This is a genomic window from Delftia sp. WSY_7, from assembly GCF_043104845.1.
GTDB classification, from domain to species: domain Bacteria; phylum Pseudomonadota; class Gammaproteobacteria; order Burkholderiales; family Burkholderiaceae_C; genus Comamonas; species Comamonas tsuruhatensis.
Genome location: NZ_JBICLB010000056.1, coordinates 74725 through 101549, shown reverse-complemented (window position 1 = coordinate 101549; position 26825 = coordinate 74725). Strand labels below are relative to the sequence as shown.

Here is a 26825-nt window from a genome sequence, read left to right as displayed (position 1 = left end):
TCCTGTCTCGATATCAGTCATTGGTGTCACGCGGGCAGATCCACACCGTCAGCGCGCTGAGGTTGTCCTGGTGCGGATTGCCGCTGGATACGACGCGGCCGACCATGCGCTGTATCCATTCGTCGGGGCGCTGGCTCGCGGCCAGCAGCTGCTCCATTTCCGACTCGTGCATGCCCTCCCACAGGCCGTCCGAGCACAGCAAAAAGACATCGCCGGGCTCCAGGGCCACGGCGGCGGAGCGGATGCTGGGCGGCACCTGGCCTTCGGCACCGATGGCGCCGGCCAGGACGTTGCGGTTGGGCAGGCGGCGCGGGTCGTTCTCTTCGTACAGGCCGGCGTGCAGCAGCTGCTGCACCAGGCTGTGGTCTTCGGTGCGCAGGTGCATGCGGCCCGCGCGGAACCAGTACAGGCGCGAGTCGCCCCAGTGCGCCCACAGGGCGCGGCCCTGCCCGGGGTCGATGCACAGCACCACCACGGTGGCGCTCATGTGCATGCGCGAGGCCGAGGTGGACTGCTGGCCGCTGACGCGGTGCTCCGCCTGGGAAATCAGGGAGGCCAGGCTGGCAGGGGCGAACAGCGGGTTCTCCCGGAAGCCCTCCAGCACGGCCTGGACCGTGAGCTGGGCGGCAAGTTCGCCATGCCCGTGCCCGCCAGCCCCATCGGCCAGGGTGCAGCACAGGCCGCCGGCGCCCAGGTCCATCAGGCCCATGGCGTCTTCGTTGCTGGAACGCCTGCCGCTGTGGGATGCGCTGGCCACCTGGATGCTGTAGCGGTGGCCGTCTCCGTCGAGGTAGGCGATCACGGCTGGCCTTTCACGGACTGCTCGGCGTTTTCGTAGGCCTCGACGAAGGTGCGGCCCGAGAAGGCCATCAGATCGTCCTCGGCATGGCGGCGCAGCACGTCGAAGTTGTGCTTGTAGTCGTCCCACAGCGCAGCCTTGCGGCCATTGGTCAGCAGCTTGTCCAGCAGGCCGGGGTTGGTTTCGGTGCGGCGCTCCAGCTCGGTCGGATCGAACCGGGTCAGGGCCTCGGCATAGGCGGCGCGGATGCCGGCCATCAGGGCCAGCTGGTGCACGTGCAGATCCTGGAAGGCGTCCTGCATGGCGGGCAGCGGCTTCATGAAGCCCGGGAAGGTCTGGTGGACCATCTGCATGAGCACGCCCTCGGAATTGGGCAGGAACTTGAGCGGATTGTTGGCGCCCGTGGCAATGATGGTGACGCCGGCACGGAACTCGCGCTTGATCTCGGAGCGCGCCGCCAGCAGGTCGATGGTGCCCTGCACGGCAATGCGCAGGGCTTCGCCGAAGGTGCGCATGAATTCGGGCGTGACCTCGAAATGGGTCTTGGCCGGGTTCAGGCCCGCGCCTTCCATGAAGGCCGTGGCCAGGGCCTGCAGGTCGGCGTGGGCGGCGCTGGCGGCCGGCTGGGGCTGCACCGGAGCATCGACAGGCGCGGCGGTGCAGGGCAGGGTGCCGACGGGAATGGCGGCGGCGCCCTGGCCGAGGATGCTGGAGGCTGCGTTGAAGTGGGCGCTGGAGCTGGAGCTGGAGCTGGAGCTGGAGCTGGTGTTGGCGGGAGCGGCGGCAGCGCTTGCGGCAGAAACGATGGCTGGCGCAGCTTGGCCTGCGCCGGACTGGAAGATGTCCAGGTCCAGCCCGTTGGTGGGCAGCAGTCCGTCGAGCACGACGGGCTCGGCGGGGATTTCGGGGGCCGTCGCGGCAGCGGGGGCCGTGGCCATCGGTGCAGCAACTGGTGCAGCGGCAGGTAAGGGAGCTGGTACGGCAACTGGTACGGCAGTTGGTGCGGCCTGTACCTGTACAGGTTGCTGTGTCTGCGCCGCAGGCGCCAATGACGGCTCCAGGCCGGCCGGCTGGGCCGGCGCCGCTGCACCCTGTGCAGCAGGCTGCGCAGGCGGCTGCATGCGCGGCAGGTTGAAGGCCTGGCCCAGCTCGGAGCCCCGGCCCGATGCCTGTTGCAGCGGCGCTGCGTCGCCGGGCAGGCCGCCCTGGTCGAACAGCGCGAGCGGATCGAGCTTTTGCGATGCCTCGAAGCACGAAGGCAGGCCGGTATGGGAGGCGTCATGCAGTGCCTCGGTGCTCAGGCCCTTGAGGGGAAGCGTTTGGACCATGCCGTCATGGCGCTGCTGAATCAGCTCGCCCTTGCCTTGCGAGGGCAGGCCGGCCCAGCCTTCTTCCTGCTGCCGAGCCTGCTCGGGCGGCGGTGCAAAGGGGTCGAAATCATTGGGAATCAGCAGCGGGCGATGCTGCGGCCTGGCCGGCTGCGGCATCGCCATGGCCGCTTGCTCGGGGGGGATTGCACTCTCGGCAGAAGGCGCAGGCGGGGTCTGGATGTCATCCAGGCTCAGCGCCGTCAGGCCTTCCCAGGGATCGGCGATGCCGGCGGCGGCTGGAGGCAGAACGTCTGCCAGTGGCGCAGCTTCTGCCGGCCCCGTTGCTTGCGGCTGCAGCGGGCTGTCAACTGCGAGGGGCTGCTGGATCGGTGGCTGCGGGATTGCCGTGACCGGCGAGGGAACCGATGGCGTTGAGGGTGCTGAGGGCGCAGAAGGTGCTGAGGGCGTCACAGCCGCTGCAAATGCTGCGCTGGCAGGCGCCGGCACGGCTGCACCGGGCGAGGCCGGTGCCTCGAAAGGGGTGCCCGGCGCCACGGCGGCCAGGGTGTAGGCGCCGATGCGGATGCGCGCGCCCAGTGTCAGGGCCACTTCCTGGCCCGAGCGCACGGGCTGGTCTGCCACCCAGATGGGATCACGCTCGCTCAGGTTCGCAACAAAGGCTCCCTCGGAATCGAGCCTGACCATGGCGTGCACGCGCGCCACGGAAGCGTCCGGATCCGAGATGATGAGCTTGTTCTGGCCACTGCGTCCGATCGTGCCGCCTGCCATGCCGAATACGGCATGCCAGTGGCGGTCGACCGCAACGCCATCGTGGTCCACGACCCTGAGTTCGATTTTGTCCATGGAGTCTTAGGCTAGGCAGTTTTCAGGAAGCGTCGGGGGCCTCGGCAGGCCTCAGGAGGCCTTGCGCGCGGGCGCCGGGCGCTTGTTGCGCAGCGCGGCGCGGGCATTGTTGAATTCCCGGCCCCAGGTCGGATGGCCCTTTTCGGCCTCGGTCAGCTGGAAGGTGGGGTCCAGGGCCAGGGCCATGTCGAAGTGCTGCCGGCAGGGCTTGCGGCGGCCTTCCACGCAGTGGCTGAAGGCGATGTACTTGAGCGCCTTGACCTGGCTGCTCATCGGCAGCTCCTGCGCGGTGGACAGGGGCGTCAGGGCCGTGATGGCATCCTCGTAGCGGCCATCCACGTAGAGCTGGATGGCCTCGACCAGCTCCTGCTCCTTGATCACCACCGGGTCCACGGGCTTGACGGGCTCGACAGGCGCCTGCACCACGGGCGGTGCTGGCTCGGGCTCCACCGGCTTGGGTGCGGTTTCGCAGGCGGCCAGCCCGAAGGCAACGGCAAGGGCAAGGGTCAGGCGCTGGAGGGAGTGAGGGATATGCATGGACATGGTCATCGGGCATCAAAGTCATGGGAAAGGGTCACCGACTGGCCGTCGGTGATGCGGATCACCTGCCGATAGCTCTCGAAGCCGGGGTTGCGCAGTTCCACCGTGTGGGAGCCTGGCGCCAGCTTGAGCAGCACGACGGGAGGGGTGACGCCGGACGGCTTGCCGTTGATCAGCACGTTGGCCCAGGGGCTGACCCTCAGGCGCAGGTTGTGATCTGTCCGTGGCGTCTCAGGCCGTGCGGCCAGTGCGGCGGAGCGCACCGGGGCCGAGCCCGATGTCAGTGCGGTGATCGATGTGATCACGCGGCTGTTCAGTGCAAAGCCGCCGGCCGTGGGCGCTGCGGTTGCCACGCGCAGCCGTTGCGCGGCAGGGCAGCGCTGGGTCCAGCGTTCCTGGGTGCGGCTGTAGGCGTCCCGCCACGGCGTACCCGTGGTCTCGTAGGCCTGCAGCGCAAAGCCGGGGTGGGCGGCGAACGCGGCGTCGAAGGCGGCCTCGCAGCGCGCCCATTCCTTGTGCGTGCAATAGGTGTAGGCCAGGTACTTGTGGGCGGAGGCCCGCTCCATGGGATCCGCCAGCCCGCCAAACAGCGCAGCCTGCAGCGCACGCTCGGCCTGGGCCAGGTCGCGCGCCTCGAACAGCGCAATGCCCTGCGCCAGCTGCGGGCGTCCTGCCGAGCCGGTTTGGGCCGGCGCGGCCTCCTCGCATGCCGCCTGGGAATGCGCCAGGCAGGGCAGGCCGAGCACTGCAGTGCACAGCATCCATCGCCAGCGGTGGTTCATCAGTCGAGCCATGCGCCGCGCTCATTCGAAAAGATGGTTCACGGTCACCGACTCGCCCTTGGTGACCGTGATGGTCTTGGTCACCGTAGAGGCCGCACCCGGGTTGCTGATGTCGATGCGGTACTCGCCCTCCGGCAACTCCATCTGGGTCAGCGGCGGGCTGGTCCGTGCCGGGGCGCGGTTCACGGAGACATAGCCCCAGGGCACGACCCGGAACACCACCTTGCCTGTGGCCGCTGCGGGCTTGGCGGGGCGGGCTTCGGTCTTGGGCGGCTCGGTGGGCAACGGCTCGGGCACCGCGGCCACCGTGACGGGGGCGACGGGCGCGCCCTGCTCGGGCTGGGAAGGGGGGAGTTCAGCCAGCGCGGCCTGCTCCGGCGGTGTCATCGGCTGCACCTGCTCCGTGGAGGCCAGCGAGGCCTCGTTGAGCAATTGCTTGAGCAGCGCCTGGGCCTCGGTGCGGTGCTGTCCTTCGGGGAAGCTGTCCAGGTAGTCCTGCAGGCGGGCCAGGCTGGACTGGCTTTGGGCCTGCTGCCAGGCCAGGCTGTCGCGCGCTGCCAGGGTCTTGGCACGGGCCTGGTCCTGGGAATGGTCGTACCACAGCACGCCGCCGCCCGCGATGGCCGCCAGCACCAGGGCGCCGATGGCCATCGGCACGGCCATGCCGCTGCGCCTGGCCTTGGGCACTGCCTGGACGACAGCGGCCGGAGGCTGCACCCCTGCGGGCGCGCCCTGAACGGCGGGTGCTGAGGCGGGCTGTTGGGATGCAGGCGCCTGCGCCTGAACCGGGGGCTGCGCAGGCTGAGCGGGGGGCAGTGCCTGGTCGATGTCGATGTACGGACCGTTGTCCAGGTTCATGGGATCGGCGGCAGATGCCTGAGGCGTCATCTGGGGCGCGGCTGCGGCTGCAGATGGCTGGGCAGGGCCGCCTGTTGCCAAACCCCCAGGCGTGGTGGGAGCGGGCGGCACCGGTGCGACCGTGGCGACAGGAGGGACCGATGCAACAGATGCAACAGGCGGGACCGCAGGCACGGGCATGGCCGTGGTCGCGGGCGCTGCCTGCGGCGCTGCTGCAGGAACGAAGATTTCCGTGATCGGCACGAAGCGCGGCGCCTGCACGGCTGCCGACTGGGTGGCCATGGCGGCCTGTACGGACGCAGGCGGCGTGATCGGGATGTAGATGGGGCTGGGCTCCCCCGGCGCAGGCGCTGCCCGGGCGTCGGTGGACAGGCCCAGCAGGCTGCGCAGCTCGGCAATGGACTGGGGGCGATCCTGGGGGCGCACCGCCAGCGCCCTTTGCATGCCCTGCAGGAAAGCATCGGAGTAGCCCGGGACCTGTTCGGAGGTCAGCGGCTGCATGGGATCGGTGACCATGCGCGCGACCGAGGTGGCCGGGATGCGGCCCGTGGCGGCCTGGTGGATCAGTGCGCCGACCTGGTAGATGTCCGTCCACGCGCCTTGGGGCATGGCGCCGTCGTCCACGTATTGCTCGATGGGCGCAAAACCGGGCTTGAGCACCATGGTCAGCGCCTGGGTCATGTCGCCGATGATGCGGCGCGCGGCGCCGAAATCCAGCAGCACGGGGCTGCCATCGCGCTGCACGAAGATGTTGTCCGGCGCGATGTCGCGGTGGAAGCAGTCCTGCGCATGCAGCACTTCCAGCACGTCCAGCAAGGGGACCAGCAGCGCGCTGAGCCCGGCCTGATCCATGCGGCCGGACGATGCCTTCAGCACCTGGCCCAGCGTCTGGCCCTCGTAGTGGCGCATCACCATGTAGGCCGTGCCGCCGGCTTCGAAGAATCGGTAGACATGCACCAGGGTGGGGTGGGAGAAGCGCGCCAGCAGGCGGGCCTCGTTGATGAAGCTGCGCAGCCCGGCGTCGAAGGCGCCACGGTGCTGCGAGCGCACATGCACCTGATGGGAGCTTTGCCGACCGGCCAGTGCCGAAGGCATGTACTCCTTGATCGCGACCTCGCGGTCCAGCGAGAGGTCACGGGCCTTGTAGACGATGCCGAAACCGCCTTCGCCGATGACATCGAGCACGCGGTATTCGCCAATCTGGACACCTGCCGGAAGGCAGTTGGTCGAACATGCTGCTTCGCTATCCATGCAATCCCACCCAAGATGTTGTTTCACACGCTGGCGGGCGAGGTCTGTCGCAGTGCCAGGGTGCCGAATCTGTTCGAGGCCATTGGACAAGCACAAAGCCGGCATCGCACCGGCAATCTGTCTATGCAACCGCTGGTTTTCCTCGATCAGCCAATTGTCTGAAGCCGGGGGCCAAAGACGAACGTCATGGACTCGTCATGAATACAAGATCGTATTTCAATCGGACTCCGAATGCGGCGTGAGTGTAGCTTGAGTTCTGCAAAAAGCCATGACACGTATCGAATGGATAAGCGATGGATACATTTTTTTTCAGATGTATCGGCTGTAACAATTCAGTCGGGCCAATTGTTTGTATTTTTCCGATCTTATCCACTATCATCGCGGCTCCAACAAAGGAGGGCGGTTCACGACAGTGAGGATTGCAGGCGATTGTCAATACATTCCTTGACCATCCAGGGTATGCGCCGCACTGATCTGAATCACATGTTCAGTGAATCGGTTTCGTGCGATCTGCCCGGGAGTGGTTTTCCCCTTTGTTCGCGTGTGAACCATCCGATGCAGTCGGGCTATTGGGTTGCATGCGAACGTTTAATCCATTAATTCGAGAGGTGTGCAATGTCCGTTGATATGTTCATGAAGGTCGAGGGCGCCAGTGGCGAATCCCAGGATTCCAACCACAAGGGCTGGACCGACATCGACTCCTTCACCTGGGGCGCGACCCAGCCCAACACCATGGCCAGCGGCGGCGGTGCCGGCGCCGGCAAGGTGAGCTTCCATGACCTGAACGTCATCGCCAAGGTGGACAAGTGCTACCCCGCCGTGCTCAAGCACTGCGCCACGGGCAAGCACCTGGGCCAGGTCGACATCTCGCTGTGCAAGGCCGGTGGCTCGCAGATCGAGTTCACCAAGATCACCCTGACCGACGTCATGGTGACGAACGTGACCGTCAGCGGCGCCAACTCCTCTGACACCGTGACTGTCAACTACTCGTTCCAGGCTGCCAAGGTCAAGACCCAGTACTGGGAACAGACCAACCAGGGCGGCAAGGGCGCCGAGAGCCAGATGGGCTTCAACATCAAGGAAAACCGCGAAGCCTGAGTCTTCTTGCGCAGGCTTGCTGCTGCGGCAAACCCGCGTCGGATGCATCCGGCGTGGGTTTGCCGTGGATGCGCGGGAATATGGCCTCCATCCATCGATGGAGGCTTTCCAGTATGGAAAGCTGGAATCGAGCGGTGGATGGAATATCGGGCAGGACGTGCCTTGTCTCTGCACGCAAAGGCCGCTGCTAGCAGATTCACATGTCAGTTCCTTGACAGGAGGCTGCCTTCCATTCCTGTCAGAGGCTGAATGCCTCAATATCTTGCAATATTTAACAAATACACAAACCCATGGCCGCAGGCATGGGGAATTGATGCGCTCGTTGCACCAGGTGTGTGCAGAAACTCTCGGAAAAAAATGGATTGGCGCAAATATGCGCAGGATTACCGCGAGTGGGTTCCTGTTGGTGTTGGTCCAGTCACTTTGAATGTCTGGTGCCGGGGGCTGCCAAACGCTATGGTGTGTATGGCCTTTGCGGCGGCAAGTCGCGGAGCATACACGAAGATCGGCCGTTGTCGAGGATATTCTTGTAGGTCCAATTATTAAAACGCAATTCGTTTCTTTAATAAATCCCACTGCCAACTTGTGTACAAGAAAGAGTACTAAATGCGTGAATGGACCATTGCCCATTGCCTGATCGCAAATCAGGCAATGGTATTGCTGCTGCGGTCGGCGTATACCCTGTCTTCGGCCATGCGCGAGTCCGGTGTCGAAGGCAAGGCCTGGCCCTTCTTCAGGGCTCCGGGCATGTCGTTGCCAGGCCTTGGCGGCGGCCAGCGGCAAGGCCTGCGTGCTCCAGCAGGCGTGGCAGTCGCATGAGCATCGCGGTTGTTTCCTCGCCGGTGTGCGAGACGCGCCAGGGGCCTGCAAGCAGCGCGCATTCGCTGGCTGCGCAGATCTACGCCTGCCTGAAGAACGACATCTTCGATTTCCGTCTGCTGCCTGGCGACCGTTTCAGCGAAGGCGAGATCGCCACGCGCATGCAGGTCAGCCGCACGCCCGTGCGCCAGGCGCTGTTCTGGTTGCAGCGCGATGGCTATGTGGATGTGCACTTCAAGAGCGGATGGCAGATCAAGGCCTTCGACTTCAAGTACTTCGAGGATCTGTACGAGGTGCGCACCCTGATGGAGACCAGCGCCGTGGCCAGCCTGGTGGGCGAATCGCTGCAGTCATTGCAGCCGCTGCGCGAAGTCTGGTGCGTGCCCGAGGAGCAGCGCGAGACCGACCCCGCCGTCGTGGCCTCGCTGGACGAGGCCTTCCATACCGGCCTGGTGGCCGCGACCGGCAACCAGGAGATGGCGCGCATCCACCTGGACATTACAGAGCGCATCCGCATCATCCGCCGCCTGGATGTGATCAAGCTGCCGCGCGTCTCGGCAACCTATGACGACCATGCCGCCATTCTTGCCGCCATCGAGGCCGGCGATGCCGCGCTGGCCCAGTCCTGCCTGAAGCAGCACATCGCCGACAGCCGTGCCGAGGTCAAGCGCATCACCTTCTACATGCTGCAGACGGCGCGCGAGCGCTACGGAGCCCTGCAGCAGACGGCTTGATGGTCGGGATGTGTGGAACGGGCCTCTTCGGAGGCCCTTTTTCATGGGCGCACGGGCCGCTGGGCGAAGGCGGGCGTGCATCCGGCCCGGCAAAGGCTGCAAGTCGCGGGTAAGCGGCCCGCTTATCCCTGCATTGCGGCGGCGGCGTCCCGGTAGTCTCCCTGCCAAACCGTGGACGGGCCCTGCGCCCGCACCATCCGCAAACTTACAGGGAAGAGAACATGAGCATCAGAACCGACAACCTGAATGTGCAAAGCCTGTTGGCCCGAGCCCAGTCCAGGCTCAACAGCAGCACCACGGCGCAGACGGCTTCGGACTCGGTCATCAAGAAGAGCGATGCGCAGGCCGGCGCCACGAAGACGGACAGCACCAAGACGGAGGCCACCGAAGCGGAGAAAGTCCGCAAGCTGGCGCCTTCGCTGTCCAAGGCGCACGAGCGCATTGCGGCCCAGGCCCAGGCGGGCTCTACCTCGCTGTCGGCGCTGGGGCAGTTCAAGTCGTCCCTGGTGGATCTGGCCACGGCGGGCAAGGAGATGGCGGCCCTCACGGCGACCAGCACCACCCAGTCGGTCCAAGGTGCGCTGGAAAAGCTGGTGGCGCGCTACAACGCCAGCGCGGCCAAGGGCAATGCCAGCGCGGCAGCCGGCTCCACCACCGATGTGGGTGCCACCCGCGCGCTGCGCGAGCTGCGTGCGGCCATCATGAGTGTCACGGGCAGCGCGACTTCGCCCAGCCTGGCCAGGATCGGCATCATCCAGCGCCAGGACGGCACGCTGGCGGTGGACGCCAAGGCCCTGGAAAAGTCCATGGCCACAGATCCCGCAGGCGTGACCTCGGCCCTGGCCGGCATTGGCAAGGCGGTGGAAAACAGCGCCAACGATGCACTGTCCACGGGCAGCCGCCTGAGTTCGTCCATGGCAAGCCTGGGCGACCGGGTCAAGGCGCTGCAGCAGCAGCAAAGCGCCGTGGTGGCGACGGCCGAGAAGCTCGGCGATTCCCTGGTCGGCTCGGCCAACTGGAATCGCATGGTGCTGGACGCCTACCTCAAGAACTAGTTTTTGCCGCGTTTCCGTCCCGCATCCTGTTTCCCCATCATGAAAAATCTGCGCATAGGCCTTCGTCTCGGAGGCGGTTTCACCATTCTTTTGCTGATCATGCTGCTCATCAGTGTCACCAGCATCGTCAGCATGGGGCACATGGCCCGCTCGACCACGGAAATCACCGAGGTGGCCCTGGCCAAGGAGCGGATGATCAGCGACTGGTTCCGCAACATCCACTCGGGTTCGCGCCGCACCACGGCCATTGCCAAGAGCAGCGATCCCTCGCTGGCCACCTTCTTCGCCGAAGACGCAGCCGAGTCCTCGCGCCAGTCCAGCAAGCTGCAGGACCGCATCGAGCCGCTGCTGCAGACCCAGGAGGAAAAGGACATCTGGGTCGAGATCAAGAAGGCGCGCGCCGGCTATCTGGCGGGCCGCGACGTGGTGACCAAGGCCAAGGCCGAGGGCCGCGCCGAAGACGCCGAGCGCCTGTTCACCCAGCAATACCAGCCCGCCACGCAGCGCTATATCGACATGGTCCAGCGCCTGCTGGACATGCAGCGCGCGGCCATCGACAGCTCCGCCGCCGATGTGCTGGTGCGCTTCTCGGCCAGTCGAGCCGCCATCATCACGGTGGTCTCGCTGGCCTTTGTGCTGGGCGCGCTGGCCGCCTGGTGGATCACGCGCGGCATCACCAGGCCGCTGGCCGAGGCCCTGCGCGTGGCGCGCACCGTGGCCAACAACGACCTGACCAGCCGCATCACCGTCGATTCGCGCGATGAAACGGGCCAGTTGCTGCAGGCGCTGCGCCAGATGAACGACAACCTGGCCCAGGTCGTGGGGCAGGTGCGCTCGGGTGCTGACAGCATTGCCACGGCTTCGGGCGAGATCGACGCGGGCAACCAGGACCTGTCCTCGCGCACCGAGCAGCAGGCCAGCTCGCTGGAGCAGACGGCCGCTGCCATGGAGGAGCTGACCAGCACGGTCAAGCAGAACGCAGAGAACGCGCGCCAGGCCAATCAGCTGGCCGCTTCGGCGTCGCAGACAGCCGTGCAGGGCGGCAAGGTGGTGGCGGGCGTGGTGGACACCATGGGCGGCATCAGCGAGTCCAGCCGCAAGATTGCCGACATCATCGGCGTGATCGACTCCATTGCCTTCCAGACCAACATCCTGGCGCTGAACGCCGCCGTGGAAGCGGCGCGCGCCGGCGAGCAGGGCCGCGGCTTTGCCGTGGTGGCCGGTGAGGTGCGCGCGCTGGCGCAGCGCAGCGCCTCGGCGGCCAAGGACATCAAGGACCTGATTGCCGACTCGGTCTCCAAGGTGGAGGCGGGCACGCGCCAGGTGGCCGAGGCCGGACGCACCATGGACGGCATCGTGCAAAGCGTGCAGCAGGTCAGCGACCTGGTCGCCGAGATCACCGCCGCCAGCCAGGAGCAGAGCAGCGGCATCAACCAGGTGCACCAGGCGATTTCGCAGATGGACACGGTGACACAGCAGAATGCGGCGCTGGTCGAGGAGGCGGCCGCTGCAACCGGCTCGCTCAAATCCCAGGTGCACCAGCTGGCCGCTGCAGTGAGCGTATTCCGTATCGAGGGCGTGGCGTCCGCTCGTCCGGCGGTGGCCCCAGCCCCGGCCCCTGCCGGGCGTGCACAGCCTGCGGCAGCGCAGATGCGCGCTCCTGCCAGGCCGCTGGCCGCGCCTGCGGCTGCTGCGTCCCCGGGCGCACCCGCCGCCAAGCCTGCAGCCGCCAAGCTGCCGGCCTCCCGGCAGTCCGTGCCCGCCACTGGCAAGGACGATGGGGACTGGACCTCGTTCTGAGCCCGGCCAGGTTACTTGGGGGCGCCCAGCTCGTACTTGGAGCCCTCTCCCTGGCCGTCGGTGATGGCGGCGGCCTGGCCGGCGGCCGGATTCACGCCGCCTGCATCTTCCTTGTTGGTGGCACCTGACCCGCTTGCCGGTTCAGACGCCCGGGCGGGCAGCGGCGCGGCAGCCGGCAACGGCTCATGCGGGTCGCCCTTGGCATGGGGCATGACCTGCTCGGCCGTGATCACGGGCTGGCCCAGCAGGGGCTTGTCCGGTGGCGGCTGGTTGAAGCGCGGCACTTCGGCCATGGGAAATCCCGCGCGCTGCGACGAGGTCTCGCCCGAGCAGGCGGCCAGCGTCAGCAAAGAGCTTGCGGCGACGCCCAGGGCCAGCCGTCTGGCAAGTGTCGTGGTATGCACAAATTCATGGGGCATGGTTGTTCTCCGGTGGTCTATCTTCCGGCCGACATGCTCCCACGCGCCCAGGGCTGGTGGCGTAGGTCCATGCCGGATTCCCGGTCGCCGACCACCGCAATCCTTGCTCAGGGCTGGCTGCCGCTGGCCTTCCACGATCCGTCGGGCTGCTTGCAGAACCAGAAGCGCCAGTTTTCCGAGGTCTTTTTCAGGCGCACATCGGCCGACAGCAGGCGGCAGCTTCCGGCCGTCCCGGTCTGCACGGTCTGCTGCGGCTGCAAGGCCAACGTCACGCGCTGGTTGGTTCGGTTCGGGCCGCTGGTCCATTCGGTCACGGAGCCGTCGGCGGCCTCGTTGAGCACCTTGGCCACGGCGGCCTTGGCATCGGGCAGGTCCCTGGCGGGAATGCGCGCGGCGATGGTGTCGTTGAGGAAGATCGAAGCCGCAGCGCTGGCGCTGGTGGACACCAGCGAAGCGGCAGCGGCCAGCGATGCGACGGTGATGGCAAAGGTTTTCATGCAATGGGTCCTGGAAAGTGGGCCGACGCCCGCAGCGGGGTGCCGGAAGGAGAGTATCGGGCCATGTTAACGGCTGCAATGGCGCCTGCGGGCGTCGCGCGCCGCCGAAACCAGCGCAAGCTGCGCCACAGTGCTGCCGAGGGCTGCGCAAAACGTTTACAGTCCTTGGCGGATTTCCCCGTCCCTTCCTGCCAGAAACTCCACTGCATGCCACGATCCTCCCGCAATCAGAGCACCCAGCGCTTTGCCATTCCATGGACACTTGTTGCCGGCTTTGGCGCGGCGGCACTGGCCACCCTGGTCATTGCCTTCGTCAATTTCAGGGCGTCTGAGACGCGAGGCCAGGCCGTGGTGGCCATGGACCGCACGACACTGGCCATGCGCCAGCTCAGCCAGCTCAATGCTTCGCTCAAGGACGCTGAGACCGGGCAGCGCGGTTTTCTGCTCACGGGCGACCCGGCCTACCTGCAGCCCTACCAGCAGGCACGCGATGTGCTGATGCAGCAGCTGGAGGCGCTCAAGGCGCGCACTTCCAATGACTCCGACCAGCACCGGCTGCTGGCGCAGATCGAGGAGATATCGGCCCAGAAGCTGCGCGAGCTGCAGGAGACCATAGACCTGCGCAAGTCCGGCGATCTGGACGCCGCCATGGCCCTGGTGCGCCTGGACGTGGGCAAGAACGCCATGGACCGGCTGCGCGAGCTGATCGACGACCTCTACACGCACCAGACACGGGAGCTGGCCCAGCGTCGCCAGCTGTGGGTGGAGGCATCCACCACCTCGACCTACTATTCCTGGGGCGGCTCCCTCATCCTGCTGGGCCTGATCCTGGCATCGGCCGCGCTGACGGTGCGCGAGTACCGCGTCAAGGCCCGCCAGTCGTGGGTGACGTCCGGTCTTTCCGGCCTGGGGCAGCAGTTGCAGGGAGACCACCGGCTGGAAGACCTGGGCCAGAAGGCGCTGGAGTACCTGGCCAACTATTTGCGTGCCGATGTGGGCGCCGGCTATGTGGTGGACTGCGCCGATGGCGGGTTGCGCCTGTTCGGCGGCTATGCCCTGCCGCGCGAGCGACTGCAGCAAAAGCTGCTGCCCGGCGAGGGGCTGGCGGGCCAGGCGGCCGCGTCGCGCAAGCTGCTGCATGTCAGCGATGTGCCTGCCCAGCATTTGCAGATTTCCTCGGGCACCGGCCAGTCCAGCCCCTTGCAGCTGATGCTGGTGCCCGCCATGGAAAACGGCGAAGTGTTCGCCGTGATCGAACTGGGCTTTCTGCGCCCCGTGGGCGAAGCCGAGCGCAGCCTGCTGGAGCGCGCCTCCGAATCGCTGGCCGTGGCCATTCGCTCGGGCCTGGACCGTTCGCGCCTGGAGACCTTGCTGGAGGAAACGCGCCGCCAGTCGGAAGAGCTGCAAGCCCAGCAGGAAGAGCTGCGCGTGAGCAACGAGGAGCTGGAGCAGCAAAGCCGCATCCTGCAGGAGTCGCAGACCCAGATGGAGCACCAGCAGACCGAGCTGGAGCAGACCAATGCCCACCTGGAAGAGCAGACCCAGCAGCTGGAGTACCAGCGCGAGCAGTTGCTGCGCGCCCAGGGCGCGCTGACCGACAAGGCCCGCGAGCTGGAGCTGGCCAGCCAGTACAAGAGCGAGTTCCTGGCCAATATGAGCCACGAACTGCGCACGCCGCTGAACTCCACCCTGATCCTGGCCAAGCTGCTGGCCGACAACAGGCCGGGCAATCTGCAGGCCGAGCAGATCAAGTACGCGCAGACCATCCACGCCGCAGGCAGCGACCTGCTGGCGCTGATCAACGACATCCTGGACCTGTCCAAGATCGAGGCCGGCCAGGTCACCGTGGTCGCCGAGCCCGTGACCATTGCCACGGCGCTGCAGACGCTGATGGAGCCGCTGCGCCCGATTGCCCGCGAAAAGGGCCTGGAGCTGTCCTGGACCGTGGACCCGGGCGTGCCCGCCACCATGCAGACCGATCCCATGCGGCTGGCCCAGGTGCTCAAGAACCTGTTGTCCAACGCGCTCAAGTTCACGGCCAAGGGCTCGGTGGGCCTGCAGGTGTCCTGCGCGCCCCAGGGCATGCTGTCTTTCGCGGTGCGAGATACCGGCATCGGCATTGCCGAGCAGCAGCAGCAATTCATCTTCGATGCCTTCCGCCAGGCCGATGGCAGCACGCACCGCAAGTTCGGCGGCACGGGCCTGGGCCTGTCGATATCGCGTGATCTGGCGGGGCTGCTGGGCGGCACGCTGACCGTCTCCAGCACGCCTGGCCAGGGCAGCGTTTTCACACTGACCGTGCCCGTGAGCCTGGAGTCGGCCGAGTCCGGCCCGGCCACGGCCCCGACTGCCGCACCGCAGCCTCAGCCGCAGGGGCTGCGAGAGGCCTTGGCAGCGTCGTCCGTGCCCGTGCTCGCAACGGCCAACGTTGCGCCCGCCGCACCTGCGTTCGCGCCGCCCATGTCGCCTGCCATGGCACCTGCCGCGTCGGCGGCAACGGACGCCCTGCGCAAGAGGGGTCAGAGCGGGCGCCGCATCCTCGTGATCGAGGATGACCTGCGCTTCGCGGACATCCTGTCGGAGCTGGCACGCGAGATGGATTTCGAGTGCGACGTGGCCAATACGGCGTCCGACGGCCTGTCCATGGCGGCCGACAATCAGCCCAACGCCATCGTGCTCGATATCAACCTGCCCGATTTCTCGGGCCTGGGCGTGCTGGACCAGCTCAAGCGCAACCCGGCCACGCGCCACATTCCCGTGCACGTGGTCTCGGTCGCGGACTATTCGCAGGAAGCCATGGGGCGGGGTGCCGTCGGCTACGCGCTCAAGCCCGTCAAGCGCGAGGAACTGGTCCACGCCCTGCAGCGGCTGGAGGCCAAGTTCACCCAGGACCTGCGCCGCGTGCTGGTGGTGGAGGATGACGAGCGCCAGCGCGAGAGCGTGCGCCACCTGCTCAGCCGCAGCGATGTGGACATCGTCTGCGCGGGCACGGCGGCCGCCGCGCTGGATCATCTGCGCGGCTCCACATTCGACTGCATGGTGATGGACCTGAACCTGCCTGACATCAGCGGCTACGAGCTGCTGCAGCGCATGACGGACCAGGACGATGTTTCCTTCCCGCCTGTCATCGTCTACACGGGCCGGGCGCTGTCGCGCGATGAAGAGCAGCAGCTGCGGCGCTTTTCCAAGTCCATCATCATCAAGGACGCGCGCTCGCCCGAGCGCCTGCTCGACGAGGTCACGCTGTTCCTGCACCAGGTGGAGTCGGAGCTGTCGGCCGAGCACCGCCAGATGCTGCAGGTCGCGCGCAGCCGCGAGTCTGCGCTGGAAGGGCGCACGGTGCTGGTGGTGGAAGACGATGTGCGCAACGTGTTTGCGCTGTCCAGCATCCTGGAGCCCACGGGCATCCGCGTGGAGATCGCGCGCAACGGGCGCGAGGCGCTGGAGGCGCTGGAGTCTCGCGGCGCGGCGCAGGCCGGTATCGACCTGGTGCTGATGGACATCATGATGCCCGAGATGGATGGCTACACCGCCATGCGCGAGATCCGCAACCGGCCGCAATGGCGCCGCCTGCCCATCATCGCCCTGACCGCCAAGGCCATGAAGGACGACCAGGAGAAATGCCTGGCCGCCGGTGCCAACGACTACATCGCCAAACCGCTGGACGTGGAAAAGCTGCTGTCGCTGGTGCGGGTGTGGATGCCCAAGTAGCAAGGAGGACGCGATGCCTCAGCTGAAAAAAGCCCGCACCGCCGACATCGAGCAGCGCCTGCTGATCGACGCCATCTACCACCGCTACCACTACGACTTCCGGGGCTATGCCCAGGCCTCGCTCAAGCGGCGCCTGCAGACGGCCCTGGTGCAGTTCGGCTGCCAGACGCTGTCGCAGCTGCAGGACCGCGTATTGCATGATGCAAGCGTGTTCCCGGCGCTGCTGGAATACCTCACGGTCCAGGTCAGCGACATGTTCCGCGACCCGAGCTATTTCCGGGCGCTGCGCACCGAGGTGGTGCCGCTGCTGCGCACCTATCCCTCGCTCAAGGTCTGGGTGGCCGGCTGCAGCGCGGGCGAGGAGGTGTATTCGCTGGCCATCCTGCTGGAGGAGGAGGGCCTGCTGGACCGCACCCTGATCTATGCCACCGACATCAATCCGCATGCGCTGCGCGCGGCCGAGCAGGGCGTGTTCGACATGTCGCGCGTGGCGGCCTTCACCGACAACCATGCGCGCTCGGGCGGGCACAGCTCGCTGTCGCACTACTACACGGCGCGCTACGGCCGCGTGGTCTTCGACAAGGGGCTGCGCGAGCACATGGTGTTCTCCGACCACAGCCTGGCCACCGACAGCGTGTTCGCCGAAATGCACCTGGTGTCCTGCCGCAACGTGCTGATCTATTTCGAGCGCGAGCTGCAGGACCGGGCGCTGGGCCTGTTCCGCGATGCGCTGTGCCATCGCGGATTCCTGGGGCTGGGCTCCAAGGAGTCGCTGCGGTTTTCAGGGCATTCGGAGGCCTTCGAGGACTTCGTGCTCGAGGACCGCATCTACCGCAAGAAGGCCGGGCTGTGATGCCCGTGACCACGAACACACCCGCCTCCGACGCCGCCACAGCCTACGAGGCCATCGTGATCGGCGGCTCGGCCGGCGCGCTCGACGCGCTATCGGTGGTGCTGCCCGCGCTGCCGGCCAGCCTGCGCGCCTCGGTGCTGGTGGTGCTGCACCTGCCGCGCGATCGCCGCAGCCTGCTGGCCCAGCTCTTCGGCCCGCGCTGCGCCGTGCCGGTGCGCGAGGTGCAGGACCAGCAATGGATCGAGCCTGGGTGCCTGTACTTCGCCCCGGCCGACTATCACCTGCTGGTGGACAGCGGCCCCCGGCTGGCGCTGTCGCTGGATGCGCCCTGGCATTTTTCGCGGCCCTCCATCGACGTGCTGTTCGAGTCCGCTGCGGATTGCTATGGCGAGCGGCTGCTGGCGGTGCTGCTGTCCGGCGCCAATGACGACGGCGCGCAGGGCATGGCCAGCGTGCACGCCGCCGGTGGCCTGGCCGTGGTGCAGGCGCCCGACGGCGCCCGCATGCCCACCATGCCGCTGGCGGCGCTGGCCCGCGTGCCGCAGGCCCAGGCGCTGGCGCCCGAAGGCATTGCCTCCCTCATTGCATCGCTGCACCGCCAGGGAAGGCTTTGAATGTCCAGCCGGCACGCCCCCACAAGACTAAATACCGAGAGAGAATCCATGCCCCATACAGATCGCGTCAAATGCTTGATCGTCGATGACATCGCCGAGAACCTGATCGCCATCGAGGCGCTGCTGCAACGCGACGGCATCGAATTCCTCAAGGCCCAGTCCGGCCCCGAGGCGCTGGAGCTGCTGCTCAACCACAGCGACGTGGCCCTGGCCCTGCTGGATGTGCAGATGCCCGAGATGAACGGTTTCGAGCTGGCCGAGCTGATCCGCGGCAGCGAGCGCACGCGCCATATCCCGCTCATCTTCATGACGGCCGGCTCGCGCGAGCACAACTGGCAGTTCCGTGGCTATGAGAGCGGCGCCGTGGACTTCCTGTACAAGCCCATCGATCCCCACATGCTGACCACCAAGGCCAATGTGTTCTTCGAGCTGCACCAGCGCAAGCAGGCACTGGCCCATCAGCTGCAGGAACGCACCGAGGCGCTGCGCATCAACGAGATGTTCATGGCCGTGCTCAGCCACGACCTGCGCACGCCGCTGCAATCCATCAAGGCCGCCGCCACGTTGCTCACGCGCCAGCCCGATACGGGCAAGGTGGCCAGCATGGCCGAGCGCATGCTCAGCAGCAGCCAGCGCATGTCGCGCATGATCGAGGACCTGCTGGACGTCACCCGCATCCGCCAGGCGGAAGGCCTGCCGCTGTCACCGCGGCCTACCAGCTTGCAAGCGCTGCTGCAGCGCACGCTGCAGGAAGTGGAGACGGGTTTTCCGCAGCGGCGCCTGGACAGCGAGATGCTGGGCAATCTCGATGGCACCTGGGATGGCGAACGCCTGTGCCAGGTGCTCACCAATCTGGTGGGCAACGCCATGCACCATGGCGATCCGGCGCAGCCTGTGCAGGTGACGGCCGATGGCAGGCAGGACCATTGCGTGGTCATCACGGTGCGCAACGGCGGCACCATTCCTGCGGAGCTGATGCCCACCCTGTTCAACCCGTTTCGCGGAGGAGAGCGCAAGCCGGGCCAGCACCAGGGCCTGGGCCTGGGGCTTTTCATCGCGCACCAGATCGTGCGTTCGCACAACGGGCGCATCGATGTGCACTCCGCCGATGGCGTGACCAGCTTCAGGGTGGAGTTGCCGCGCGAGATGGCAGCGGGAGGCTCCAAGGCCGTGCTGTGACGGCGGGAGCCGATGGACCGGCAGGCCGGTCTCGGGAAAATGGGCTCAGTGGACGGGCCTGGTGTGCAGCGCTTCCTGTATGGAGTCCAGCAGCGTTTCCAGGTCCTCGATCTCGAAGGGCTTGAGCAAGGTCCGCACCTGGGGACCCCAGGCGGCCGGGTAGGGTCCCAGGTCGTAGCCGGAGCACAGGATGATCCAGCGCTGCGCATCGGCCTGCAGCAGCTGCCGCGCCAGATCGGTGCCGGACAGGCCCGGCAGACTGACATCGGAGACCACCACGTCGAAAGGCTGGCCCGCATCCAGTTCCAGGGCCTGCTCGGCAGTGGCGCAACTGGTCACGAAACGGGATTCGCTCTCCATCAGCAGGCCAATGGTTTCTCGCAGGTCGGCATTGTCTTCAACGTACAGGATTCGCATATCTCTTTGTTGCAGTGCGTCATGCTGCTATCAAAAAGGCAGCATGGACGAGGGCTGATCATCCACACCCGCCGCCCTCCATCACGTAGGACAGCATGCAAACTTGGTCGACGGTTGCCTTCTGTGCGCGCCAGGCGATGGATTGTGCAATACAAAGGCAAGTCCCACGAACGGCCTGTGCGATCTCAAGTCCGGGCAGTGGGCAGGGGATCCAGCACATGCCTTTGCACGGGCAGGAATTCACCGGCCTGCCGCGAATAGTCCCAGCGCGTGAGCTGCCGGCGCCAGTCCTGGCCTGTGGCGCCATCCCGATGCTCCAGGGTGAACAGGCTGTTGGGCGCATGGGCGCGCAGCCGCACCGAGACCGCGGTGCCCGCCTGCGCTGCCCACAGCCCGGGCAGGGGCTGGACCAGGCCGGGGTCATGCCCATGGCCCGAGAGCACCAGTTGCGCTCCGGCATCGCGCCAGCGGGCCAGGGCCTGCGCGGCGCGGTGAGGACGGTGGCTGCGGTCCTCTTCGTGGGCCGCAGCCAGCGGGTGGTGGCTGACGACGATGCGCCAGTCGGCGGGGCTGGCCTGCTCCAGGCGCTGCGCCACGTGCAGGATCTGCCCAGCCGACAGGCTGCCGCGCTGGTGGCGCCACCAGCGTGTGGTGTCCACGCCGATCACGCAAAAGCCTGGCACGGCGCACCAGGGCTGCAGTTCGGAATCGATCCAGCGCACATAGCGGTCGTGGGCGTGGCCACCCAGCCGTTCCCACCAGGCGAGCAGCGGCAGATCGTGGTTGCCGGGCACCACCAGTCGCCGGGGCACGGAAAGGCTGTCGAGAAACTCCCGCGCCTGGGCAAATTGCGCGGCCGTGGCGCGCTGGGTCAGGTCCCCGGAGACCACCAGCAGCGTTACCGGCAGCCGGGCCGCCAGTCTCGCCACGGCGGCGCACACGGCCTGATCGTGGGCGCCGAAATGCAGGTCCGACAAATGCATGAGCAAGGCCATGGGCGCTCCTTGTTCCTCACTCGGCGGTCAGGAGGAGGCGGGCTCTGCCGGGGCAGGCACCACCAGCCACAGCGGCTTCTCACCCAGGCGAAAGCGGATGGGCGGCGCCATCCATTCGCGTTCGCCATCGAAGGCTACCTTCATGCGGCGAGGACGCCGTCCTGCTGGTTCCGCCACCAGCTCGGTACAGGCCAGGCTGGCGACGGCATCGTCCTGGGCCAGCCGTCCCATCACCGCATTCCAGACCACGCGCGCCGGGGCCTCGCTGGCCTGGGGCAGCAGCAGCACGGCGGCCAGATGCCGGCCATCGGCCACGGCGCGGGCCTCGTCAATCCCCACGCGCTCCAGCTGCAGTGGGTTGTTGCCGACGAACAGGGTGGTGGCCAGGTGCTCCTGCTGCTGCAACGGCGCATCCCGGTCGGGGCGCAGGGCCACGCGCCAGCGGCGCACGCTGCCGCCGCGCAGGATGCTCCAGATGGAGGCGGCAATGGCCACCAGCCGGGTGCGGCCGAAGCGGGTGGACGCGCGTTCGCGTTCGTCGAGCAGGCGGGGGTACAGGCCCAGGCTGGCGTTCACCAGGAAAAGCCGTTCGTTGACCAGGCCCACGTTCACGGCCCGCATCTGGCCGGCCTGCAACGCCTGGAGAATGTCCTGCACGGCCTGGGCCGGCTCCAGTGACAGCGCCTGCTCGCGGGCGAAGTAGTTGAAGGTGCCCAGCGGCACCACGCCCATGGGCACGCCACGCGACCAGGCGGCCGAGGCCACGGCATTGATGGTGCCGTCACCGCCGGCGGCCACGACCAGGCCGCCGTCCCTGCGGGCACTGTCCACGGCGCTGGCGGCCAACTGCACGATGTCGGCCCTTGCGCCCGGCACATGCCAATGCACGCTGCGCTGCTGCAGCGCCGGCACGCCGGTCAGGCGGGCGCGCAGCTGCTCCAGGTCGGCGCCGGGGCGCAGCGGCACGATCAGGTGGATGGGGCCGGCGGGATCAAGCCTGGGCGGCTGGTTGTCGCAAGATGAGGGCGTCATGGAAGGAAGCGGGCTGGAACAGGCGCCGATTGTTCCGTGGATGGCACCTGCCGGTGCACCGGATCATGCAAGCGGTGCGCGTCAGCCAAAGCCGACAGTCTGCGGGCTGCTGACTGTACCTGTTCACTCGCGCCAGGGGGCGCGGTAGTCCAGCATCTGCGCCAGCGGCACGGGCCGCTCGAACAGATAGCCCTGCGCATGCTCGCAGCCGAGCTCGTGCAGCAGCTGCGCCTGGGCCTGTTCTTCCACACCTTCGGCGACCACCTTGACGCCAAAGCCCTGGGCAATGCGCAGCACGGCGGTCACGATGGCCTTGTCGGACTCGGAAGCCGGCAGCTGGCCCACAAAGCTCTGGTCGATCTTGATGCAGTCAAAGCGCAGGCGGCTCAGGTAGGCCAGGGACGAGTAGCCGGTGCCGAAGTCGTCGATGGCGATCTTCACGCCCAGCGCGCGGATGGCGGCAATGCGCTGCAGCGTGGCGTCGCTGTCGTCCAGCAGCATGGACTCCGTCAGCTCCAGGGTCAGCACCCGGGCGGGCAGGCCGCTGGTGGCCAGCGCCTGCTCCAGCGTGCAGGCGAAGTCGGACTGGATCAGCTCGCGTGCCGACATGTTGACGTGCAGCTCGAAGTCGGCCGGCAGGTGTGCAAGGTGCAGGGCAATATCGTGCGCCGCCGTGCGCAGCACCCATTCGCCGACGCTCAGGATCAGGTCCGACTCCTCGGCCACCGGGATGAACACGCCCGGCGGCACCCTGCCGCGCGTCGGGCTTTCCCAGCGCACCAGGGCCTCGGCACCCACCATGCGGCCCGTGGCCAGATCCACCACGGGCTGGTAGAAAACGCGCAGTTCGTTGCGCTCCAGCGCCTGGCGCAATTCCATGGCCAATTGGGTGCGGCCCAGCATTTTCTGCGCCAGGCTGGGCTCGAACAGCAGGAAGGGGTGCGAGCCGCGCTGCGCCTCACCCAGCGCAATGCTGGCGTTGCGCAGCCACTCGGGCAGCGCGCCCGGCAGCAGCTCGCCGCTGACGGCGCCCGCGCAGGCGCGCAGCACGATGTCGTCCTTGCCCACGGAAAATGGCTGGTCGAAGATCTCCAGCAGGTGGCGGCATTTGTCCTGTACCTGCAGCGGCGTGCACTCGTGCAGCCACAGCACGGCGAATTCATTGCTGGCCGTGCGTGCCAGCAGGGCCGGAAATTGCAGATGGTGGTTGAGCAGCCGCTCGGCCACGGCCCGCAGCAACTGCTCGCCCGTGCCATGGCCCACATCGTCGCGCACGCTGCGGAAGTTCTGCAGCTCCAGCAGGCACAGCGCGGCAGGGACGGGCGCGCCGGCGTTGGCGGCCGCGTCGGCCCGCTCGATCAGGCCGGCACGCGTGAGCAGCTGCGTCAGGCTGTCGTACTGCAGCAGGGTGCGCATGTGCTCGAAGGATTCCTGCAGCCGCTGCGCCATGTTGTGGAATGCCGAGACCAGGGACGAGGTTTCCACCACGGACGTGTCCGGCAGCGCCTTCACCGCGCTCCAGTCACCCTGGGCCAGGCGGTTGGCCGCGTCGGCCGCCACGGCCAGGGGGCGCAGCGCCCTGCGCAGGCACCACAGGCCCAGCGCCAGCCCCAGCAAGGCCAGGCCGACAGCCAGGAAAAGGGTCTGGCGGCTGTCCTCCCGCATGCTGCTGACCAGATCGGACTCGGGCTGCAGCACCAGGATCCGCCAGTCGATGCCGCGCACATCGTGGAAGGGGGTGACCTGCCCGTGGTAGATCTGGCCCTGCTCCGTGAAGCTCAGGTTGATGACACGGTCAGGGCCTGTCCGGGCTGGCGTCGAGCCCTCGCGCGCATGCCCGGGCAGGTGCTCGGGAAGCCGGGCTGCCAGCGAGCGCAGCGCCAGGTCGGGGCTTTCGGACAGGCGCAGGCGCACGGGCGGGTCGTAGGGGCCTTCGCGGCGTTTCAGCACCGACAGCTCGGAGGAGTGCGCCACCATGTAGCCCTGCGCATCGACCACGGCGATATGGCCATTGCCGCGCAGGGGCTCGTCGCGCAGAAAGCGGTTCATGCTGCTCAGCCGCACATCGGCGGCCAGCACGCCGGCCAACTGGCCGGACACACGCACCGCAGTGGCTGCGGAAATCGTGGCATCACCCCGGTCCCCCGTCACCGTGTAGATGGGCGACCAGTGCGGGCCGTCTTCGCGAATGGCGGGCTGGTACCAGGGACGCACGCGGGGGTCGTAGCCGGCAAGGCTGGATATGGGCGGGCCCGGCTGCAGTCCCTCGAAAATCTGCAAGGTTCCCTGGGTGCTGCGGTCCTGAAGAATCAGGCGGTAGTGGCCATCGGGCTCCAGCCGCACCCCCGTGTATTCGCCTTGCACGCCTCCAAAGCTCAACAGGCTGATCTGGTGGTGCTGGGCATAGAGCTCGGTGAATGAGCGTGTCAGATAGCCATAGATGGGCCGCAGGTCTCCGGGGGTGTAAAGCGCCTGCCGGGCCACGGTCTCGGCCAGGGCCTGCTGCACGCGCAGCGGAGTCTCCAGATAGTCGGCCAATTGGCGGCGCGTGGTGGTGGACAGGGAGTCGAGCAGCCGCAGGCTTTCGCGATTGATGAGCTGGTCCACCTGGCGCTGCTGCCAAGCCGCCAATAGCCCGGCCGTGACCACAAACACCGCAATGAAGGGGGCCGTGACTGCCGTGCGAAGTGAGAGCCGAAAGGCGGGCATGCAGAGGTTTCCGTAGCGTGCGCCGGGCAGCCAAGGGCCGGGTCTGCCTGCGACAGCGGCCATTGTGCAGTGCCTCGGCAGCCTTTCGGGGCAGCGGTCGCCCCTGTGCAGGAGCTCTCCCGTGGGTGATAGGAAAAATTGTCGATAAATGATTTTCAGTAGAAAAAATGAATACTGAACGGTCATTTGCAGCAACGCAAAAGCATGGTCAGTGCATCTGCAATGCCTTCCAGTGCGGCACTCCTTTTACATATCCGTTTACAAATTGATCTTCATTACATGTAGACATCACATGTAATGGTCGCTATGGTATCCGCATGGAACAAAAGACATCAGCCCACTACCAGCGTCTGCACCGGCAACGGCTGCGCGAGCAGGGGCTGGTGAAAAAGGAGGTCTGGATTCTTCCAGAGTACGGTGCTGCATTGCAGCAATTGGAAAAGCAAATGCGCGTGTCCGGCTTGCAACCGGATTCAATGGTTCTCATCCACAAGGAGGGCAGCATGGACAACAGCAGACAGGCATATCGGGATATTCACGCCTTGGCGGGCGATCTGCAGCAATCAACGCTGGTGCAGGGCGGCCGGCTCCATATCGAGGTGCTTGAAGGCGCGGACGCCAGTCTGCTCATCAGCCTGCCCGAATTCGGCGATCTGCCGGTCCACGTGGCCCTGTCGGGCGACCAGCTCGTGGTGGAGGCCTTTCTCTGGCCCGCCGACCAGGTGCACGACCGCGCCGGCCTCAACGAGCAGATGCTGCGCCTGCAAAAGCTGTTTCCCTTCACCACCATGGCGCTGGAACCCCAGGCCCATGGCGGCGAGGGCTATGTGATGTTCGCCGCCCTGCATGCCAGCAGCAGCGAGGGCGACATCATTTCCGAAATCCTCACCCTGGCCGACAGCGTCATCCAGGCCACCGAGGCGCTGGCCCACTATCTGACCCCTGCGCCGGTGCCCGCGCCAGTGCAGGCCTGAAGCCTGCCCGTTGAAGACACTGAGCCCCAAGGAGATCATCATGACCATCTGGAACAAGCTGGTGACCGCGTTGCGCGGCGCAGCGCACGAGGCCGGCGAGGCGGTGACAGACAGCCAGGCCCTGCGCATCCTGGACCAGGAAATCCGCGATGCCGACAGCGACCTGAACAAGTCCAAGGAAGCGCTGGCCGACATCATGGCCAAGCAAAAGCTGGCGGCCGGCAAGCTCAAGCAGACCCAGGAACGCATTGCCGAGTACGAGGGCTATGCCGTCAAGGCGCTGGACACCAGTGACGAGGCGCTGGCGCTGGAAGTGGCCGGCAAGGTCTCCGTGCTGGAGACGCAGCGCGACGAGGAGCAATCCCAGCTGGATGCCTACACGCAAAGCGTGGAGCAGCTGCGCGTGGCCATACAGACGGCGCAAACGCATATCAAGCGCCTCAAGCAGCAGGCCGACACCGTCAAGGCCACGGAAAGCGTGCAGCGCGCCCAGGCCACGGTGGCCGGCCGCTATGCAGGATCGCAGACGCGCGTGCAAAGCGCGCTGGATTCGCTGGAACGCATCAAGCAAAAGCAGGCCGAGCGCGGTGCGCGCATGGAAAGCGCGGCCGAGCTGGCGCGCGACAGCAGCGAAGACGCGCTGGATGCCAAGCTGCGTGCCGCCGGCATCACGCCCCAGGCGGGCAATGCGCAATCGGTGCTGGAACGCCTGAAGGCGCAGCGCGCAGCCGCTGGCGGAAAAAGCGCTTGATGCGCGGCCGTGGTCCGGGCAGGCCGCGTCGTGCCCGCCGTCCTGGCTGCCGGGTTTGAAGGGAGGAGATAAAACATGTCTGCATTCCTGCAATACGCGTTCGGCTTTCCGACCTTCATCTTCGGCGCCTTGCTGCTGTTCATGCTGCTGTACTGGCTGATCGCCATGCTGGGCCTGCTGGAGGTGGACTCGCTGGACCACTGGGTGCTGTTCGACGGCAGCGACCATGCGCACGGTGTGGAGCATTCGGCCAGCGCGCTGGCCGGGCTGCTGCTCAAGGTGGGCCTGGGCGGCATTCCGCTCACGGTCATCCTCACCGCGCTGTTCCTGCTGTCCTGGCTAGCCTCGTATGTGCTGTGCCATTTCGTGCCCATGCCCCAGGGCTGGACCCTGGTGAACCTGCTGACCGGCACCTTGGTGGCCGTGGCGGCTGCCGTGCTGGGCTTTGCCGCCACGGTGCTGCTGCTGCGCCCGCTGCGGGGCATCGTCAACAAGGTGGCGCCTGCAGAGGAGCCCAAGGTGCTGCTGGGCCGCACCGGCCTGGTGCGCAGCGCCGTGGTGGACGGCACGCAGGGCTACGGCAGCGTGGAGGACGGCGGCGCCGGCCTGAACGTGCAGATGCGCTCGCCCGAGCGCGCACTGGGCCGGGGCACCGAGATCGTGCTCATCGAGCACCTGCCCGAGCACAACGCCTGGCGCGTGGTCAGCAAGGCCGAGTTCGACGGCACCGAGCTGCCGCGCTAGTTCCGGGATTCCCACAAGGC

General features: G+C 66.9%; 23 protein-coding genes. 12 read left to right on the top strand and 11 right to left on the bottom strand.

Going from position 1 to position 26825, the window contains the following annotated elements; genetic code table 11:
• Nucleotides 1-13 precede the first annotated feature (13 nt).
• From ACF8ME_RS29250 to ACF8ME_RS29230, 5 genes are read right to left on the bottom strand one after another with little or no spacing between them, the layout of a single operon-like run.
• Nucleotides 14-802, bottom strand: a complete 789-nt coding sequence (locus ACF8ME_RS29250; protein WP_046240040.1) for a PP2C family serine/threonine-protein phosphatase — start codon at nucleotides 800-802, stop codon at nucleotides 14-16.
• Nucleotides 799-2973: a type VI secretion system-associated FHA domain protein TagH gene (tagH, locus tag ACF8ME_RS29245; RefSeq protein WP_392419326.1), complete on the bottom strand. Its 2175-nt coding sequence runs from the start codon at nucleotides 2971-2973 to the stop codon at nucleotides 799-801. Before tagH ends, ACF8ME_RS29250 begins: the two co-directional genes overlap by 4 nt.
• Before the next feature lie 51 nt (nucleotides 2974-3024).
• Entirely contained in the window at nucleotides 3025-3510 is a 486-nt protein-coding gene (locus tag ACF8ME_RS29240; RefSeq protein ID WP_223275220.1) for a TssQ family T6SS-associated lipoprotein, read from the bottom strand.
• Between the two features lie 8 nt (nucleotides 3511-3518).
• Complete coding sequence (locus ACF8ME_RS29235; protein WP_392419325.1) at nucleotides 3519-4307, bottom strand: PEGA domain-containing protein; 789 nt, start codon at nucleotides 4305-4307, stop codon at nucleotides 3519-3521.
• Nucleotides 4308-4316: 9 nt separating this feature from the next.
• Entirely contained in the window at nucleotides 4317-6404 is a 2088-nt protein-coding gene (locus tag ACF8ME_RS29230; RefSeq protein ID WP_392419324.1) for a protein kinase, read from the bottom strand.
• A gap of 615 nt (nucleotides 6405-7019) precedes the next feature.
• Here ACF8ME_RS29230 and ACF8ME_RS29225 point away from each other — a divergent pair.
• The 5 genes from ACF8ME_RS29225 to ACF8ME_RS29205 all read left to right on the top strand — a co-directional run bounded on the left by ACF8ME_RS29225 (nucleotide 7020) and on the right by ACF8ME_RS29205 (nucleotide 11910).
• On the top strand, nucleotides 7020-7502 hold the full coding sequence (locus ACF8ME_RS29225; RefSeq protein WP_016446977.1) for a type VI secretion system tube protein Hcp: 483 nt from the start codon (nucleotides 7020-7022) through the stop codon (nucleotides 7500-7502).
• 606 nt (nucleotides 7503-8108) lie between these two features.
• Nucleotides 8109-8321, top strand: coding sequence for a hypothetical protein (locus ACF8ME_RS29220; protein WP_277848419.1), 213 nt, complete (start codon nucleotides 8109-8111; stop codon nucleotides 8319-8321).
• Entirely contained in the window at nucleotides 8318-9055 is a 738-nt protein-coding gene (locus tag ACF8ME_RS29215; RefSeq protein ID WP_016453385.1) for a GntR family transcriptional regulator, read from the top strand. The genes ACF8ME_RS29220 and ACF8ME_RS29215 overlap by 4 nt, the downstream gene beginning before the upstream one ends.
• Nucleotides 9056-9276: 221 nt before the next feature.
• Complete coding sequence (gene fliD, locus ACF8ME_RS29210) at nucleotides 9277-10110, top strand: flagellar filament capping protein FliD (protein ID WP_392419323.1); 834 nt, start codon at nucleotides 9277-9279, stop codon at nucleotides 10108-10110.
• 39 nt (nucleotides 10111-10149) lie between these two features.
• Nucleotides 10150-11910, top strand: coding sequence for a methyl-accepting chemotaxis protein (locus ACF8ME_RS29205; protein WP_034367177.1), 1761 nt, complete (start codon nucleotides 10150-10152; stop codon nucleotides 11908-11910).
• An 11-nt stretch (nucleotides 11911-11921) separates the two neighbouring features.
• Here ACF8ME_RS29205 and ACF8ME_RS29200 read toward each other — a convergent pair whose 3' ends face one another.
• Together ACF8ME_RS29200 and ACF8ME_RS29195 are read right to left on the bottom strand one after the other, a co-directional pair.
• Nucleotides 11922-12329, bottom strand: coding sequence for a hypothetical protein (locus ACF8ME_RS29200; protein ID WP_016446973.1), 408 nt, complete (start codon nucleotides 12327-12329; stop codon nucleotides 11922-11924).
• A 107-nt stretch (nucleotides 12330-12436) separates the two neighbouring features.
• A complete protein-coding gene (locus ACF8ME_RS29195) occupies nucleotides 12437-12826 on the bottom strand; it encodes a hypothetical protein (protein ID WP_016446972.1) in 390 nt (129 codons plus the stop codon).
• A gap of 207 nt (nucleotides 12827-13033) precedes the next feature.
• Here ACF8ME_RS29195 and ACF8ME_RS29190 point away from each other — a divergent pair, with 207 nt between their 5' ends.
• The 4 genes from ACF8ME_RS29190 to ACF8ME_RS29175 are packed head-to-tail and all read left to right on the top strand — an operon-like array spanning nucleotide 13034 to nucleotide 19183.
• The gene (locus ACF8ME_RS29190; RefSeq protein WP_047472467.1) at nucleotides 13034-16537 is read left to right on the top strand and encodes a response regulator; all 3504 of its coding nucleotides are present in this window, start codon (nucleotides 13034-13036) and stop codon (nucleotides 16535-16537) included.
• Between the two features lie 13 nt (nucleotides 16538-16550).
• Nucleotides 16551-17390 (top strand): protein-glutamate O-methyltransferase CheR, encoded by an 840-nt coding sequence (locus tag ACF8ME_RS29185; RefSeq protein ID WP_074923196.1) that lies wholly within the window; start codon nucleotides 16551-16553, stop codon nucleotides 17388-17390.
• A complete protein-coding gene (locus tag ACF8ME_RS29180; protein ID WP_016446969.1) occupies nucleotides 17390-18004 on the top strand; it encodes a chemotaxis protein CheB in 615 nt (204 codons plus the stop codon). The genes ACF8ME_RS29185 and ACF8ME_RS29180 overlap by 1 nt, the downstream gene beginning before the upstream one ends.
• A gap of 48 nt (nucleotides 18005-18052) precedes the next feature.
• Nucleotides 18053-19183, top strand: a complete 1131-nt coding sequence (locus ACF8ME_RS29175) for a hybrid sensor histidine kinase/response regulator (protein WP_016446968.1) — start codon at nucleotides 18053-18055, stop codon at nucleotides 19181-19183.
• A gap of 45 nt (nucleotides 19184-19228) precedes the next feature.
• On the opposite strand, the gene ACF8ME_RS29170 is transcribed toward ACF8ME_RS29175, so the two are convergent.
• The 4 genes from ACF8ME_RS29170 to ACF8ME_RS29155 all read right to left on the bottom strand — a co-directional run bounded on the left by ACF8ME_RS29170 (nucleotide 19229) and on the right by ACF8ME_RS29155 (nucleotide 24399).
• On the bottom strand, nucleotides 19229-19600 hold the full coding sequence (locus ACF8ME_RS29170) for a response regulator (protein WP_016446967.1): 372 nt from the start codon (nucleotides 19598-19600) through the stop codon (nucleotides 19229-19231).
• A gap of 185 nt (nucleotides 19601-19785) precedes the next feature.
• The gene (locus ACF8ME_RS29165) at nucleotides 19786-20595 is read right to left on the bottom strand and encodes a metallophosphoesterase (RefSeq protein ID WP_016453389.1); all 810 of its coding nucleotides are present in this window, start codon (nucleotides 20593-20595) and stop codon (nucleotides 19786-19788) included.
• A gap of 27 nt (nucleotides 20596-20622) precedes the next feature.
• The gene (locus ACF8ME_RS29160; RefSeq protein ID WP_016446965.1) at nucleotides 20623-21627 is read right to left on the bottom strand and encodes a diacylglycerol kinase family protein; all 1005 of its coding nucleotides are present in this window, start codon (nucleotides 21625-21627) and stop codon (nucleotides 20623-20625) included.
• 123 nt (nucleotides 21628-21750) lie between these two features.
• Nucleotides 21751-24399 carry an EAL domain-containing protein gene (locus ACF8ME_RS29155; protein ID WP_392419322.1) on the bottom strand — a complete coding sequence of 883 codons (2649 nt, stop codon included), beginning with the start codon at nucleotides 24397-24399 and terminating at the stop codon, nucleotides 21751-21753.
• 440 nt (nucleotides 24400-24839) lie between these two features.
• Here ACF8ME_RS29155 and ACF8ME_RS29150 point away from each other — a divergent pair, with 440 nt between their 5' ends.
• The 3 genes from ACF8ME_RS29150 (at nucleotide 24840) to ACF8ME_RS29140 (ending at nucleotide 26805) form a co-directional block, all read left to right on the top strand.
• Nucleotides 24840-25310 (top strand): YjfI family protein, encoded by a 471-nt coding sequence (locus ACF8ME_RS29150; RefSeq protein ID WP_227469518.1) that lies wholly within the window; start codon nucleotides 24840-24842, stop codon nucleotides 25308-25310.
• A gap of 40 nt (nucleotides 25311-25350) precedes the next feature.
• Nucleotides 25351-26061, top strand: a complete 711-nt coding sequence (locus ACF8ME_RS29145) for a PspA/IM30 family protein (protein WP_016446962.1) — start codon at nucleotides 25351-25353, stop codon at nucleotides 26059-26061.
• 75 nt (nucleotides 26062-26136) lie between these two features.
• The gene (locus ACF8ME_RS29140; RefSeq protein ID WP_392419321.1) at nucleotides 26137-26805 is read left to right on the top strand and encodes a ubiquinone biosynthesis protein UbiH; all 669 of its coding nucleotides are present in this window, start codon (nucleotides 26137-26139) and stop codon (nucleotides 26803-26805) included.
• The last annotated feature ends 20 nt before the right edge of the window (nucleotides 26806-26825 follow it).

Excerpts from the sequence above, each read along its gene's own strand:
- tagH (WP_392419326.1), bottom strand. The coding sequence starts at position 2,973 with ATGGACAAAATCGAACTCAGGGTCGTGGACCACGATGGCGTTGCGGTC.
- ACF8ME_RS29240 (WP_223275220.1), bottom strand. The coding sequence starts at position 3,510 with ATGCATATCCCTCACTCCCTCCAGCGCCTGACCCTTGCCCTTGCCGTT.
- ACF8ME_RS29235 (WP_392419325.1), bottom strand. The coding sequence starts at position 4,307 with ATGGCTCGACTGATGAACCACCGCTGGCGATGGATGCTGTGCACTGCA.
- ACF8ME_RS29230 (WP_392419324.1), bottom strand. The coding sequence starts at position 6,404 with ATGGATAGCGAAGCAGCATGTTCGACCAACTGCCTTCCGGCAGGTGTC.
- ACF8ME_RS29225 (WP_016446977.1), top strand. The coding sequence starts at position 7,020 with ATGTCCGTTGATATGTTCATGAAGGTCGAGGGCGCCAGTGGCGAATCC.
- ACF8ME_RS29220 (WP_277848419.1), top strand. The coding sequence starts at position 8,109 with ATGCGTGAATGGACCATTGCCCATTGCCTGATCGCAAATCAGGCAATG.
- ACF8ME_RS29215 (WP_016453385.1), top strand. The coding sequence starts at position 8,318 with ATGAGCATCGCGGTTGTTTCCTCGCCGGTGTGCGAGACGCGCCAGGGG.
- fliD (WP_392419323.1), top strand. The coding sequence starts at position 9,277 with ATGAGCATCAGAACCGACAACCTGAATGTGCAAAGCCTGTTGGCCCGA.
- ACF8ME_RS29205 (WP_034367177.1), top strand. The coding sequence starts at position 10,150 with ATGAAAAATCTGCGCATAGGCCTTCGTCTCGGAGGCGGTTTCACCATT.
- ACF8ME_RS29200 (WP_016446973.1), bottom strand. The coding sequence starts at position 12,329 with ATGCCCCATGAATTTGTGCATACCACGACACTTGCCAGACGGCTGGCC.
- ACF8ME_RS29195 (WP_016446972.1), bottom strand. The coding sequence starts at position 12,826 with ATGAAAACCTTTGCCATCACCGTCGCATCGCTGGCCGCTGCCGCTTCG.
- ACF8ME_RS29190 (WP_047472467.1), top strand. The coding sequence starts at position 13,034 with ATGCCACGATCCTCCCGCAATCAGAGCACCCAGCGCTTTGCCATTCCA.
- ACF8ME_RS29185 (WP_074923196.1), top strand. The coding sequence starts at position 16,551 with ATGCCTCAGCTGAAAAAAGCCCGCACCGCCGACATCGAGCAGCGCCTG.
- ACF8ME_RS29180 (WP_016446969.1), top strand. The coding sequence starts at position 17,390 with ATGCCCGTGACCACGAACACACCCGCCTCCGACGCCGCCACAGCCTAC.
- ACF8ME_RS29175 (WP_016446968.1), top strand. The coding sequence starts at position 18,053 with ATGCCCCATACAGATCGCGTCAAATGCTTGATCGTCGATGACATCGCC.
- ACF8ME_RS29170 (WP_016446967.1), bottom strand. The coding sequence starts at position 19,600 with ATGCGAATCCTGTACGTTGAAGACAATGCCGACCTGCGAGAAACCATT.
- ACF8ME_RS29165 (WP_016453389.1), bottom strand. The coding sequence starts at position 20,595 with ATGGCCTTGCTCATGCATTTGTCGGACCTGCATTTCGGCGCCCACGAT.
- ACF8ME_RS29160 (WP_016446965.1), bottom strand. The coding sequence starts at position 21,627 with ATGACGCCCTCATCTTGCGACAACCAGCCGCCCAGGCTTGATCCCGCC.
- ACF8ME_RS29155 (WP_392419322.1), bottom strand. The coding sequence starts at position 24,399 with ATGGCCGCTGTCGCAGGCAGACCCGGCCCTTGGCTGCCCGGCGCACGC.
- ACF8ME_RS29150 (WP_227469518.1), top strand. The coding sequence starts at position 24,840 with ATGGACAACAGCAGACAGGCATATCGGGATATTCACGCCTTGGCGGGC.
- ACF8ME_RS29145 (WP_016446962.1), top strand. The coding sequence starts at position 25,351 with ATGACCATCTGGAACAAGCTGGTGACCGCGTTGCGCGGCGCAGCGCAC.
- ACF8ME_RS29140 (WP_392419321.1), top strand. The coding sequence starts at position 26,137 with ATGTCTGCATTCCTGCAATACGCGTTCGGCTTTCCGACCTTCATCTTC.